Source organism: Delftia sp. S65, assembly GCF_016516495.1.
GTDB classification, from domain to species: Bacteria; Pseudomonadota; Gammaproteobacteria; order Burkholderiales; family Burkholderiaceae_C; genus Comamonas; species Comamonas acidovorans.
Genome location: NZ_JACVUR010000022.1, coordinates 84,376 through 96,489, shown reverse-complemented (window position 1 = coordinate 96,489; position 12,114 = coordinate 84,376). Strand labels below are relative to the sequence as shown.

10 protein-coding genes are annotated in these 12,114 nt (G+C 67.3%); 4 read left to right on the top strand and 6 right to left on the bottom strand.

Annotation, left to right across the window (positions count from 1 at the left end):
* Positions 1-349: 349 nt before the first annotated feature.
* A complete protein-coding gene (locus tag IAE24_RS18050; RefSeq protein WP_043825450.1) occupies positions 350-1,129 on the bottom strand; it encodes a tyrosine-protein phosphatase in 780 nt (259 codons plus the stop codon).
* 114 nt (positions 1,130-1,243) lie between these two features.
* Entirely contained in the window at positions 1,244-4,156 is a 2,913-nt protein-coding gene (locus IAE24_RS18045) for a DNA topoisomerase III (RefSeq protein ID WP_198821862.1), read from the bottom strand.
* Between the two features lie 127 nt (positions 4,157-4,283).
* Between IAE24_RS18045 and IAE24_RS18040 the strand changes: the two genes are divergently transcribed.
* From IAE24_RS18040 to IAE24_RS18030, 3 genes are read left to right on the top strand one after another with little or no spacing between them, the layout of a single operon-like run.
* On the top strand, positions 4,284-4,946 hold the full coding sequence (locus tag IAE24_RS18040) for an SET domain-containing protein (RefSeq protein ID WP_199961312.1): 663 nt from the start codon (positions 4,284-4,286) through the stop codon (positions 4,944-4,946).
* A complete protein-coding gene (locus tag IAE24_RS18035; RefSeq protein ID WP_192367433.1) occupies positions 4,943-5,773 on the top strand; it encodes a biotin--[acetyl-CoA-carboxylase] ligase in 831 nt (276 codons plus the stop codon). Before IAE24_RS18040 ends, IAE24_RS18035 begins: the two co-directional genes overlap by 4 nt.
* 35 nt (positions 5,774-5,808) lie before the next feature.
* Positions 5,809-6,564: a hypothetical protein gene (locus tag IAE24_RS18030; RefSeq protein ID WP_043825376.1), complete on the top strand. Its 756-nt coding sequence runs from the start codon at positions 5,809-5,811 to the stop codon at positions 6,562-6,564.
* Positions 6,565-6,639: 75 nt separating this feature from the next.
* Here the strand turns inward: IAE24_RS18030 and IAE24_RS18025 are convergent, their stop codons facing one another.
* Together IAE24_RS18025 and IAE24_RS18020 are read right to left on the bottom strand one after the other, a co-directional pair.
* The gene (locus IAE24_RS18025; protein WP_034389801.1) at positions 6,640-7,572 is read right to left on the bottom strand and encodes an N-formylglutamate amidohydrolase; all 933 of its coding nucleotides are present in this window, start codon (positions 7,570-7,572) and stop codon (positions 6,640-6,642) included.
* Positions 7,573-7,739: 167 nt separating this feature from the next.
* Entirely contained in the window at positions 7,740-8,708 is a 969-nt protein-coding gene (locus tag IAE24_RS18020; protein WP_012202811.1) for a Bug family tripartite tricarboxylate transporter substrate binding protein, read from the bottom strand.
* A 109-nt stretch (positions 8,709-8,817) separates the two neighbouring features.
* Between IAE24_RS18020 and IAE24_RS18015 the strand changes: the two genes are divergently transcribed.
* Positions 8,818-9,828: a LysR substrate-binding domain-containing protein gene (locus IAE24_RS18015; RefSeq protein ID WP_199138212.1), complete on the top strand. Its 1,011-nt coding sequence runs from the start codon at positions 8,818-8,820 to the stop codon at positions 9,826-9,828.
* On the opposite strand, the gene IAE24_RS18010 is transcribed toward IAE24_RS18015, so the two are convergent.
* Together IAE24_RS18010 and IAE24_RS18005 are read right to left on the bottom strand one after the other, a co-directional pair.
* Positions 9,785-11,287 carry a sensor histidine kinase gene (locus tag IAE24_RS18010; RefSeq protein WP_034389798.1) on the bottom strand — a complete coding sequence of 501 codons (1,503 nt, stop codon included), beginning with the start codon at positions 11,285-11,287 and terminating at the stop codon, positions 9,785-9,787. The two genes, IAE24_RS18015 and IAE24_RS18010, sit on opposite strands and share 44 nt — an antisense overlap.
* Positions 11,288-11,381: 94 nt before the next feature.
* On the bottom strand, positions 11,382-12,056 hold the full coding sequence (locus tag IAE24_RS18005; protein ID WP_012202808.1) for a response regulator: 675 nt from the start codon (positions 12,054-12,056) through the stop codon (positions 11,382-11,384).
* Positions 12,057-12,114: the final 58 nt, after the last annotated feature.

Sequence of the window (12,114 nt, the reverse complement as noted above, 5' to 3'; positions counted from 1 at the left end):
GGTCGGCCGCCGGGCCGAAACCCGGCCTCGAAAAACAACCACCCGGCAGGGACAAATCCAGCGAAAGAATCAAAGCACAAACCGAGTCACCGCGAAGTCCGCGTATGACTCACATTGGCATCCACAGTCCCAAACACCGTCACCCCACTGCCACTGGACGCCTGGCTCCCCGAAACATCCCCAGGCACCCCGCCCGCGCAACCAGCCAGCCCCACACTCAAGGCCACCAGCACCATCGCGGCCAGCCCACGCATGCCGTACTTCATCTCAATCTCCTTCATCTCCGGCGCAACCGACCGGCACAGCCCATGTTAGCCGCGCCAACCCGCCGCCCCGTGAGCGAAGGTAATCACCCTTCCAGGTAAAGCGCAGCCAGCCGCTCGCGTGCAGCGCTGTCGATGCCCAGCGCATCCCGCAGATACCCCTGCATTCCACCGAAGTCGGCCCGCACCATGTCGGTGGCCGCCGCCAGGTAGGACGCCTGCACGCGCCACAGCACATCCATCACCTCGGCCGGCATGGGAGCGAAGGTGGTGGCGGGGCGCTGGTAGAGCTGGTTGGTCAGCAGGTAGTCCTGCATCACGGTGTCCTCGTCCACGCCCAGCGCGGTGAGCAGCAGGGCGGCGGCCCAGCCCGTGCGGTCCTTGCCGGCCGTGCAGTGGAAGACCAGCGGGTCCTGGCTGTCCAGCAGCAGTTGGAACAGCTGTGCAAAGCGTGGCGCGTAGTCGTGCACGAAGCTGCGGTAGGTATCCTGCATCAGCTCCTCGGCATGGGCGGCCGTGAGGTCGTTGCCTGCGGCGATCAGGGCGCTGGCGCGCTGCACCACGGTGGGCTCGACGATGAGCGCATGGCGGGCAATGCCCGGCCATTCGTAGGCCAGGTGGGCGCTTTCCATCTTGCCCCGGAAGTCCGCGCTGCGCGCGAGCTTCAGGCCCTGCAGCACGTCCAGGTCCGCTGCGCTGAGGCCGGCCAGGTGGTCGGCACGGAACAGCGTGCGCCAGCGCACGCGCCGGCCATCCAGGCCCGTGTAGCCACCGAGGTCTCGGAAGTTGGAGGCGCCGTCCAGGCGGATGGAGCGCGAGGGCGCCGGGGAGGAAGCAGCGGCGGCGGCCGCTGCCGGGGTGAGCATTTCGGTATCCATGCCCGCTAGATTAGCCCAAGCATGTGTTGCCCCCGTGTCAGGCCGGCGACCCGCTCCGGCAAGGTGCAGAAGCGGGTCGCCGGATCAGGTCAGGCAGGCGCCTTACGCCAGATGCTTGCCCACGATGCCAGCCAGCTCGAACATGTTCACGCTGTCCTTGCCGAAGACGGGGCGCAGCTTGTCGTCGGCGCGGATGACGCGCTTGTCCTTGGGGTCCTGCAGGTTCTGGGCCTTGACGTATTCCCACAGCTTCTTGACCACCTCGGTACGCGCCACCGTGCCTTCGCCGATGACGGCGGCCAGGGCCGCGCTGGGCTGCAGCGTGCCGGCAGCCGGCTTGCGCGCGGTCTTGGTGGCCGTCTTTGCCGTGGTCTTGGCTGCGGCTTTCTTGGCAGGCGCCTTCTTGGCCGGCGCGCTCTTGGCGGCCGCCGTCTTGCGCGGCGGGTACTTGCTGTCGCGCTGCTCGAACTCGAAGTTGACCTTGCCGGCCGCGCCATCCCAGACCAGGAAGGCCTTGAAGCTGCGGCGCGTGCGGTTGGAGACGAACTTGTCCAGCAGGTCGGTCTTGCCGGTCTGCAGCAGCTTTTGCATCTGCTCGCGCTCTATGGGCTGCTGCAGGATGATCTGGCCGCTCTTGAAGTCGCAGCTGGGCGTGGCCTGGGCCAGCGTGGGCACGGCCTTGGCGCAGACGTAGTTGCTGCCGTGCTCGAAGACCGGCGCGCCGCACTTGGGGCAGGGGCCCAGCGATTGCTGGCTGGCAAAGTCCACCAGCTCGCCCGTGTCTTCGGAGGCGGCGTCGTCGCCAAAGTCGAACTCGAGCTTGTAGTTGCCGCCTTCCTCATCGTGCACGATGGTGACCTCGGCCACGAAGGGCCAGCCGGCCTTGGAGCGAAAGCCGTCCAGCGGGCCCAGGCGGCGGTCGCGCAGCAGTTGCTCGGCCTCGGCCGTCTCGAAGGTGCGGCCTGCAGGCGACTTGGTGAACGAGAAGCCGCAGCCCGCGCCCTGTCCGTCGCTTCCCGTGCAGCCGTAGCGGCGGTAGTTCTCCTTGACCACGCCGCCGCAGTTGGGGCAAGGCGTGGACAGGGTGGCGTAGTCGCCGGGCACGGTGTCCCGGTCGTATTCCTTGGCCTTCTTGACCAGCTTTTCCGTCATGGACTGGATCTGCTGCATGAAGGCATCGCGCGAGAGCTGGCCCTTTTCCATCTGCGCCAGCTTGTACTCCCATTCGCCGGTGAGGTCGGCGCGCGAGAGTTCTTCCACGCCCAGGCCGCGCAGCAGCGTCATGAGCTGGAAGGCCTTGGCCGTGGGAATCAGCTCGCGGCCTTCGCGCAGCATGTACTTTTCGGTCAGCAGGCCTTCGATGATGGCCGCGCGCGTGGCAGGCGTGCCCAGGCCCTTTTCCTGCATGGCCTCGCGCAGCTCGTCGTCCTCGACCTGCTTGCCGGCGCTTTCCATGGCGCCCAGCAGCGTGGCTTCGGAGTAGCGCGCGGGCGGCTTGGTCTTGAGGCCCTTGGGATCGACCTGGCCGGCGCGCGGCTGCTCGCCGGGCTGCACCGCGACCAGGGGCTGGCCCTTGTCGCCGTCCTTGCCGCCTTCGACCTCGTTGGCGGCCTCCTTGCCGTAGATGGCCAGCCAACCGGGCTTGACCAGGATCTTGCCTTCGGTCTTGAAACTGTGCTGCTCGACCTTGCTGATGCGCGTGGTCACCTGGTGCTCGGCGCTGGGGAAGAACACGGCCATGAAGCGGCGCACGACGAGGTCATAGAGCTTTTGCTCGGCCTCGGACAGGCCGCTGGGCGCCTGCGTGGTCGGGATGATGGCAAAGTGATCCGACACCTTGCTGTTGTCGAAGATGCGCTTGGTGGGGCGCACGTAGTTCTCGTCCAGCGCCTGCTGGGCAAAGGGCGCCAGGTGGCGCATGCCGCTGCCGGCCAGCATGGCGAAGGTCTGGTGCGCCACGGGCACGTAGTCCTCGGGCAGGGCACGCGAGTCGGTACGCGGGTAGGTCAGGGCCTTGTGGCGCTCGTACAGGCTTTGCGCCAGCGACAGCGTGGTCTTGGCCGAGAAGCCGAACTTGCCGTTGGCCTCGCGCTGCAAACTGGTCAGGTCGAACAGCAGCGGGCTGGCCTGGGACGTGGGCTTGGACTCCTCGGTGACCTGGGCCGGCTTGCCGCGCACGGCGTCGGCAATGGCCTGGGCGTCGCGCTGGTTCCAGATGCGGTCGGCGCGGGCTTCCGCATCCTCGCTCTTCTTCCATTGGGGATCGAACCACTTGCCCAGGTACTGGCCGGCCTGGGCGTCGAAGGCGGCGTGCACTTCCCAGTAGTCGCGGCTCACGAACTTGCGGATCTTTTCCTCGCGCTCCACCACCAGGGACAGCGTGGGCGTCTGCACGCGGCCCACGGTGGTCAGGAAGAAGCCGCCATCGCGCGAATTGAAGGCCGTCATGGCGCGCGTGCCGTTGATGCCCACCAGCCAGTCGGCCTCGGAGCGGCTGCGCGCTGCGCTGGCCAGGCCCAGCATCTGCGCGTCACTGCGCAGGTTCTGGAAGCCGTCGCGGATGGCCTGCGGCGTCATGGACTGCAGCCACAGGCGCTTGACCGGCTTGCCCAGGCCCTTGCCGTCGGGCTTGGCGCCTGCGGCGTACTGCTCGATCAGGCGGAAGATCAGCTCACCCTCGCGGCCCGCGTCGCAGGCGTTGATGAGTTCGGTGACATCCTTGCGCTTGGCCAGCTTGACCACGGCATTGAGCCGGCTCTTGGTCTTGTCCACGGGCTTGAGGTCGAAATACGGCGGAATCACCGGCAGATTGGCAAAACTCCATTTGCCGCGCTTGACGTCGAATTCCTCGGGCGCCTGGATTTCCACCAGGTGGCCCACGGCGCTGGTCACGACGTAGTGCTCGCTCTCGAAGTATTCATCGTGCTTGTCGAATTTGCCCGCCACCGGAGTCAACGCGCGGACGATGTCCTGCGCGACCGAAGGCTTCTCAGCAATCACCAGGGTCTTTGTCATTGTGTGTACTCGTCATTCCCCGCAGGACCTGCATGTCGCAGCCTGCGCTTCTACAATCCATGGCTCACGCGTGTACGTACGTGTACGCGCACGCGCATGTGTGCCTATTCAAGTTATCAGAGAAAACATGCCCCGCACAGCTTTGGCCCCTTCCGGCGGCCGCCGTATCCAGACCCGCCGCTCGGGTGTCCATGGCAAGGGCGTCTTCGCCGCGCAGGATCTTGCCGAAGGCGAGGTCCTTGTCGAGTACGTAGGGGAAATCGTCAGCTGGCAGGAAGCCCAGGACCGGCATCCGCACGACCCCAGCCAGCCCAACCATACCTTCTACTTCCACGTGGACGAAGACCGCGTGATCGACGCCAACTACGGCGGCAACTCCTCGCGCTGGATCAACCACAGCTGCGCTCCCAATTGCTACACCGATGAGCGCGATGGCCGGATTTTCATCGTCGCGCTGCGCAACATCGCCGCCGGCGAGGAGTTGAGCTACGACTACGGCCTGATCATCGACGAACCCTACACCAGGAAGCTGAAGGCCGAGTATCCATGCTGGTGCGGCGCGGCCACCTGCCGCGGCACGCTGCTGGCGCCCAAGCGCGGCTGGCGCCCGCCCATGCCCGGCGATGCATTGCCGGCCAGCGCAAAGCCGGCATCGGAACAATCTGAAAAGACAAAGCGGGCCAAAAAGCAGCAGGTCAAAGCGGAAAAGCCTTTGGAAAAGCCCTTGGAAAAGGCCTCCCAAAAGCCAAGGAAAAAATCCCGCAAATCCTCCACAAAGGCCGGCGCATGATGGCATCGTCCCCCATTCACTGGCCTGCGGAATCGCTGTGGCAGGCCATCGAGCCGCGACTGCCGGGCTTTTCCGTGGAGATCGTGCCCAGCATCGGCTCGACCAACACCGAGCTGATGGCGCGTGCCCGCGATGGCCGCAACGAACCCGTGCTGCTGGTGACCGAAGTGCAGACCGCCGGCCGAGGCCGGCTGGGCCGCCAGTGGACCAGCGGCGTGGGCGATTCGCTGACCTTCTCGCTGGGCATGCCGCTGGCGCCTGCCGACTGGTCCGGCCTGTCCCTGGCCGTGGGCCTGAGCGTGGCGCAGAGCCTGCAGCCGCAATTGCCCGCCCCGGGCTCGCAGCGCCCGCGCATCGGCCTCAAATGGCCCAACGACCTGTGGATCGACGGCGACCGCAAGCTCGGCGGCATCCTGATCGAGACGGCCAGCTTTGTCGGCAGCGCCGCGCATGAACCCGGCACGCCGCGCTACGTGGTCGTGGGCATCGGCCTGAACGTGCGCCCGCGCCCCGGCGACGGCATGCGCACGCCCCCGGCCAGCCTGCTGGAGCTGGACGAGCGCCTGGACGCGCCCACCGCCCTGGCCTGCGTGCTGCCGGGCCTGGTCTCCGACATCCAGACCTTTGCCGCCCAGGGCTTTGCGCCGCTGGTGGAGCGCTTTGCCCAGCGCGACCTGCTGCGTGGCCGCGCCGTCAATCTCAGCGATGGCGAAAGCGGCACGGCCGAGGGCGTGGGCCCCGATGGCGCGCTGCTGGTACGCACGGCGCGCGGCCTGCAGGCCATCACCAGCTCGGAAATCAGCGTGCGCCCGGCTGCTGTAGGCTAGGGCGGGTGACTCATCACTAGGGCCCAAGAAACGACATGCTGCGAATCGCCTTCCTGCTGCTGGTGCTGGCCAATGCCGGCTACTACCTCTGGAACCACGGCCAGCTCCAGGCCCTGGGCCTGGCACCGCCATCCCAGACCGAGCCCGAGCGCCTGGGCCAGCAGGTGCGCCCGGAGGCGCTGAGCCTGCTGAGTGTGGACAACGCGCCAGCCCCCTCCTCGGCCACCCCGGCCACGGCTCCTGCATCCCCTGCATCCCCTGCGGCACCCGCAGCACCTGCTGCCCCTGCCAGTGGCGAGGAACCCGCCGCACCGGCTCGCCCCGAGAAAGCCGCGGGCCAGCCTACCAGCTGCCTGGTGGCCACGGGCATCGAAGACCGCCATGCCGAGGCGCTGCGCCGCGGCCTCATCGCCCAGGTCGCCAGCGACCAGTGGGACCTGAGCAGCACGCACCAGCCGGGCCGCTGGATGGTCTACATGGGCAAGTTCCCCGATGCCGAGTTCCTGGAGCGCAAGCGCGCGGAACTGCGTGCACGCAAGATCGACTTTGACCGCGCAGGCGGCGCGCTGGAGCCCGGCCTGTCGCTGGGCCGCTTCTCCTCCGAGGAAGCGGCCACGCGCGAGCTGACCAACGTTGCGCGCCAGGGCGTGCGCACGGCCCGCGTGGTGCAGGAGCGCCCCGACATCACCCTCTACACGCTGCGCCTGCCCCAGGCCACGCCCGCGCTGCGCAGCCAGGTCGAGTCCATGGGCGGCAAGGCCTTCGAGGGCAAGCCGTTCAGGCCCTGCTGAGCCCCGCCAGGGCACGATGAAAAAAGGCCCGCGATCCTGTGATCGCGGGCCTTTTGCATTTCACTCTCAGGGGCTTCAGAGCGTACGCGGATCGGTGGCCATCAGTTGCTCCACCAGCACCTTCAGGTCGGTGGTCAGGCGCAGGTAGCCGGCCTGGTCGAGATCCAGGGTCTGCTCGTTCATGTAGAGCTTGCGGTTGATCTCGATCTGGATGCTGTGGCGGTGCTCGGCGGGCTTGCCGTAGCGGCGCACCAGCTCCACGCCCTTGTAGGGATGGTTGTAGTCCACGCTGTAGCCGCGCTCGCGCAGGAAGGCGCAGATGCGCTCGGACAGCGCCGGGCTGGCCGTGCTGCCGTCGCGGTCGCCGATCACGAAGTCGGCATGGACCAGGCCCGGGTGCAGCGTGGCGTGGCTGGCTGCGACGGAAGGCATGGAGTGGCAGTTGATATGGATGCTGTAGCCATGGCGCGCATGGGCGCCGTCGATGGCGCGCTCCACGGCGGCGTGGTAGGGCTTCCAGCAGCGCTCGATGCGCTGCAGCAGTTCAGCGGCGGGCAGCTGGCGGTCATAGATGGGCACGCCCTCATCGGTGAACTTCCAGATCAGGCCCTTGCCCAGGCGCACCTTCTGCAGCACGACCTGGTCGGTGGTGACGGGCAGCGGCCACTGGCCCTCGATCATGGTGGTGTCGATCTCGGTGGTGTCGCGGTTGGCGTCCAGGTAGATGCGCGGGAAATGCGCCTCCACCCAGCTCACGCCCAGGCCCGGCGCAAAGGCGTAGATCTTCTCCACATGCGTGTCCTCGGCCTGGCGCAGCGTGGCCAGCGGCAGGCAGGAGCCGAAGTCCGCCGGGTAGACCGTGCCGCTGTGCGGCGAGTCCAGCACCACGGCACTGGCGCCGGCAACGCTGGTGACCATGGGCGGCGCGGCATCGGCCGCGCCGGAACCTGCCGCGCCGGGCAGGGATTGCAGGAAGTTCTGACTGATCAGTCGCAGGACGGGATGCATGAGATGTGTCTACTCGGTTGTGCAGACGCCACTCGCCGGGCGCACTCCATGAACAGGGCGCAGCCTCATATCAGGCACGCCCAGCAAGGGCCGTCCCGCAGCGAGGGCGTGGTCCCCCTCCCGCGAAGCGAGAGAGGGGGAAGGCGCGAAGCGCCTCCGTGGGAGCCTTAATCCAGCTGGATCTGGGCCGTGGCGGCAATCTTCTTCATCTTGGCGACTTCGCTGGCGATCTGCTTGGTGAAAGCGTCGCTGCTGGTACCGGAGATGTACAGGCCCTGGGCCGCCATGCGCTTTTGCACGGCCGGGTCCTTGAGCGCGGCCGCGATGGCCTTTTGCACGCGGGCGATCTGCTCGGGCGGGGTGCTCTTGGGGGCCACCAGGCCGAACCACGAAGGATCGTTCAGGTCGGCATGGCCGGCTTCGGCGTAGGTCTGCACGTCGGGCAGCACGTCCAGGCGCTCATGCCAGGACACGGCCAGGGCCTTGACCTTGCCGCCCTTGATGTGGGGCAGCGAGGAAGCCACCTGGTCGAAGTACACGGGCACCTGACCACCGAGCACGTCGTTGATGGCCGGGCCTGCACCGCGGTAGGGAATGTGCTGCATCTCGGTGCCCGTGCTCTTCATGAACTGGGCGCCCCACATGTGGCCGATGGTGCCGTTGCCGGGTGTTGCGAAGCTGACCTTGCCGGGGTTGGCCTTCAGGTACTTCACGAACTCGGCGAAGTTGTTGGCGGGCACCAGCTTGGGGTTGATCACGATCACGCCGGGGGCCTTGACGATCTCGGTCACGCCGACGAAGTCGTTGATGGCGTCGTAGGGCAGCTTCTTGAACACGGCGGGGTTCACGCCGTGCGTGGACAGCGTGGCGATGCCGAAGGTCACGCCGTCGGTGGCACGCGCCACTTCGGCCATGCCGATGGAGCCGCCAGCGCCGGCCTTGTTCTCGATCACCACGGCCTGGCCGCCCAGCAGCTTGGGCAGCACGTCCTGCATGTTGCGCGGGACCATGTCGGTGGAGCCACCAGCAGGGAACGGAACGACGATGCGCAGGGGACGGGAGGTGTCCTGGGCGAAGGACATTCCAGGAACGACAGAAGAAGCGGCGATGGAAGCAAGGAAATGACGTCGTTGCATAGGATCTTTCTTACAAACAAGTTCAGATTAAAAGAAATCTGCTCACAAAAAAAGCAAATACTGTGCCTGTTAATATTCCAAACAGGAATACTTTCATCATATCCCTGTCATGAGTTTGCGCCGCCTCAACCCGCCCACGCATCTGCTGCGCGCTTTCTCCACCGTGGTGCGCTTCGGGGGCGTCTCGCGCGCGGCCGAAGCCTTGCACCTGACGCAAAGCGCAGTCAGCAAGCAGATCCAGGAGCTGGAGAAATGGGTGGGCGTGCCGCTGTTCGAACGCGAGCGCAAGCGCTTGAGGCTGACACCCGCGGGCGAGCGCTATGAGCGCGCAGTGCGCGCCCTGCTGGGCCAGCTGGAGGCAGCCACCCTCGAACTCATCACCAGCGATGACAGCCGAGGCGCGCTGCACCTGTCATCGCTGCCGACTTTCGCGGCCAAGTGGCTGATCCCCAGGCTGCCCCAGTTTCAGCAGCGCTATCCACAGATCACGCTGCACTTTGTACCCTACGTACACAGCTACCAATTTGACAGTCCGGGGCTGGACTGCGCAATTTTGTTTGGCGACGGGCACTGGAATGGCGCGCATGCCCACTATCTGGTGGGCCGCCAGGTGGCGTTGATCGCACCGCCGCGCGGCGCGGGCCCCGAGGCACGCATCACCACCCCCCAGGACGTGGCGCGCTGCACCCGGCTGCGCCATGTGACCATTCCCGATGCCTGGGCGCGCTGGAGCGAGGCCCATGGCGTCAACGGCATCAGCCCCCTTGCGGGCCCGCAGTTCGACCAGTTCCAGACCATCATCCGCGCCGTGATGGCCGGCATGGGCATCGCCCTGGTGCCACGCTGCCTGGTGCACGACGAGATCGCGGCCGGCCTGGTGAACGAGCCCCTGCCCCAGCACGGCTACCAGAGCGCCCTGGGCTACTGGCTGTGCTACCCGGCCGACCGTGCCAACCACGGCACCCTGGGCATCTTCCGCAACTGGCTGGTGGACCATGCCGCGCAGACGCCGGGACGGATCGCGGTGGCGCCTGTGGCTCCCGGGGAATCTGCGGCAGCCGGGGATGCCCCGCCACCTATGCCGCAGGCTTGGGCGACGGCGGCGAGCGCAGCGCCTTGAAGCGCACGCTGAAACGCGCACCCGGCGGCTGCTGGCCAGGATGCGCATCTTCCAGCACCACCTGGGCGCCATGCTGGCGCGCGATCTCCAGCACGATGGGCAGGCCCAGGCCCGAGCCATCGGCCTCCGAGCCCAGCACGCGGTAGAACGGCTGGAACACCAGCTCGCGCTCGGCCTCGGGCACGCCGGGTCCCGAATCCTCCACCTGCAGCAACAGGACCTGGCCGAAGGGATCGGCCAGCACGCGCACCGTGACCATGCCGGGCCGGCTGCTGCTGGAAGGCGTGTAGTTGATGGCGTTGTCCACGAGGTTGCGCACCAGCTCCGTCAGCAGCGTGGCGTTGCCCTGCAGCCAGACGCCGGTGGCCGATGACTCGGCGCCGTCGTATCCCAGGTCCACATGCTTGTCCATGGCGCGCGGCAGGCAGTCGCGCACCACGTCGGTGACGATGCGCACCAGGTTGCAGGGCTGCATGGCCAGGCCGCGGCCCACGCCGGCGCTCTCGGCGCGCGCCAGCGCCAGCAACTGGTTCACCGTGTGCGTGGCACGGATGCTGGAGCGCGCGATCTGTGCCAGGGACTGCCGCAACTCCTCCGTGCTCACGCCCTCGCGCTGGGCCAGTTCGGCCTGCATGCGCAGCCCGGCCAGCGGTGTCTTGAGTTGGTGGGCCGCGTCGGCCAGAAAGCGCTTTTGCGTGGCCAGCGAATCACCGAGCCGACCCAGCAGGTCGTTGACCGAGTCCACCAGCGGCACGACTTCCAGCGGCACGTCCTTGTGGTTGATGGGCGAGAGGTCCTCGGGCCGGCGCGCGCGGATGCGCTCCTCCAGCCGGTGCAGCGGCTTGATGCCGCGCGCCAGCGCCAGCCACACCAGCAAGGCGGCCAGGGGCAGGATGACGAACTGGGGCAGCATCACGCCCTTGATGATTTCCGTGGCCAGCACGCTGCGCTTTTCGCGCGTCTCGGCCACCTGGACCAGGGCCTGGGGCTCGTCGGGCAGGGGCATGCGCACCCAGACATGGGCCACGCGCAGGTCAATGCCGCGAAACTCCGCATCGCGCAGTTGCACGGCCCCGCCGGTCGGTGCACCGCCGGGCGATAGATCGCCGGATGGCGGATCGTCGGACTCAGGCGGCAGCGGCAGATCGCGCTCGCCGGCCAGGTACTCGCCCTTGACGCCCAGCACCTGGAAATACACGGTGTCCGACTCGTCGGCGCGCAGGATCTCGCTGGCCGATTGCGGCAGGTTGAACAGCACCTTGCCCTGCTGCACCATCACCAGCTGCGCCAGCGCCTGGGCGTTGTACTCCAGCGCGCGATCGAACGGCTTGTTGGCCAGGCCCTGGGCCACCAGCCAGGTCAGCGCCAGGCTCACGGGCCACAGCAGCAGCAGCGGCGTGAGCATCCAGTCAAGGATCTCGCCGAACAGTGAGCGCTGTTCACGCTGGAAGATTTTCATCGGCGGGCAGCCCTCACGACGGGTTCACGGCCCCGTGGCATCCGCCACTATGCGCAGGCAAGCCAACCCGGGCCTGACAGCCAGGGCAGCGGCCTCAGGAAGCGATCTTCTCAAGGCAGTAGCCCAGGCCGCGCACGGTGGCGATGCGGATGGGGCCGCGCTCTATCTTCTTGCGCAGGCGGTGGATATAGACCTCGATGGCATTGTTGCTGACCTCGTCGCCCCATTCGCACAGGCGCTCGACCAACTGGTCCTTGCTGACCAGCCGGCCCGCACGCTGCAGCAGCACTTCCAGCAGGCCCAGCTCGCGCGCCGACAGCTCGACCATCTTGCCGTCGATGGTGGCCACGCGGCCGGCCTGGTCGTAGACCAGGGGACCATGCTTGATGGTGCTGCTGGCGCCACCCATGCCGCGCCGCGTGAGCGCGCGCACACGCGCCTCCAGCTCGGACAGCGCAAACGGCTTGGCCATGTAGTCGTCGGCGCCGTAGTCCAGCCCCTGCACGCGCTCTTCCACGCTGTCGGCCGCCGTGAGGATCAGCACCGGCAGCGCATCGCCCCGGCCGCGCAGCTTCTTGAGCACTTCGAGCCCGTGCATCTTGGGCAGACCCAGGTCCAGGATGAGCAGGTCGAATTCGCTGCTGGTCATCAGCGCGGTATCGGCCTCGCTGCCGTTGGCCACATGGCTGACCACGGCGCCCGAGCCGCGCAGGCTGCGCAGCAGACCATCGGCCAGGACCTGGTCGTCTTCGGCAATCAGAATGCGCATGGGGTTGTCTCCTGAAATACAGACGCGCTCTGGATGTTGGAAATGCGCGTCTTTGATT

What these genes read in the sequence shown, in the direction of transcription:
- IAE24_RS18050 (WP_043825450.1), bottom strand. Translation starts at nt 1,129, where the DNA reads ATGCTCACCCCGGCAGCGGCCGCCGCCGCTGCTTCCTCCCCGGCGCCC.
- IAE24_RS18045 (WP_198821862.1), bottom strand. Translation starts at nt 4,156, where the DNA reads ATGACAAAGACCCTGGTGATTGCTGAGAAGCCTTCGGTCGCGCAGGAC.
- IAE24_RS18040 (WP_199961312.1), top strand. Translation starts at nt 4,284, where the DNA reads ATGCCCCGCACAGCTTTGGCCCCTTCCGGCGGCCGCCGTATCCAGACC.
- IAE24_RS18035 (WP_192367433.1), top strand. Translation starts at nt 4,943, where the DNA reads ATGATGGCATCGTCCCCCATTCACTGGCCTGCGGAATCGCTGTGGCAG.
- IAE24_RS18030 (WP_043825376.1), top strand. Translation starts at nt 5,809, where the DNA reads ATGCTGCGAATCGCCTTCCTGCTGCTGGTGCTGGCCAATGCCGGCTAC.
- IAE24_RS18025 (WP_034389801.1), bottom strand. Translation starts at nt 7,572, where the DNA reads ATGCATCCCGTCCTGCGACTGATCAGTCAGAACTTCCTGCAATCCCTG.
- IAE24_RS18020 (WP_012202811.1), bottom strand. Translation starts at nt 8,708, where the DNA reads ATGCAACGACGTCATTTCCTTGCTTCCATCGCCGCTTCTTCTGTCGTT.
- IAE24_RS18015 (WP_199138212.1), top strand. Translation starts at nt 8,818, where the DNA reads ATGAGTTTGCGCCGCCTCAACCCGCCCACGCATCTGCTGCGCGCTTTC.
- IAE24_RS18010 (WP_034389798.1), bottom strand. Translation starts at nt 11,287, where the DNA reads ATGAAAATCTTCCAGCGTGAACAGCGCTCACTGTTCGGCGAGATCCTT.
- IAE24_RS18005 (WP_012202808.1), bottom strand. Translation starts at nt 12,056, where the DNA reads ATGCGCATTCTGATTGCCGAAGACGACCAGGTCCTGGCCGATGGTCTG.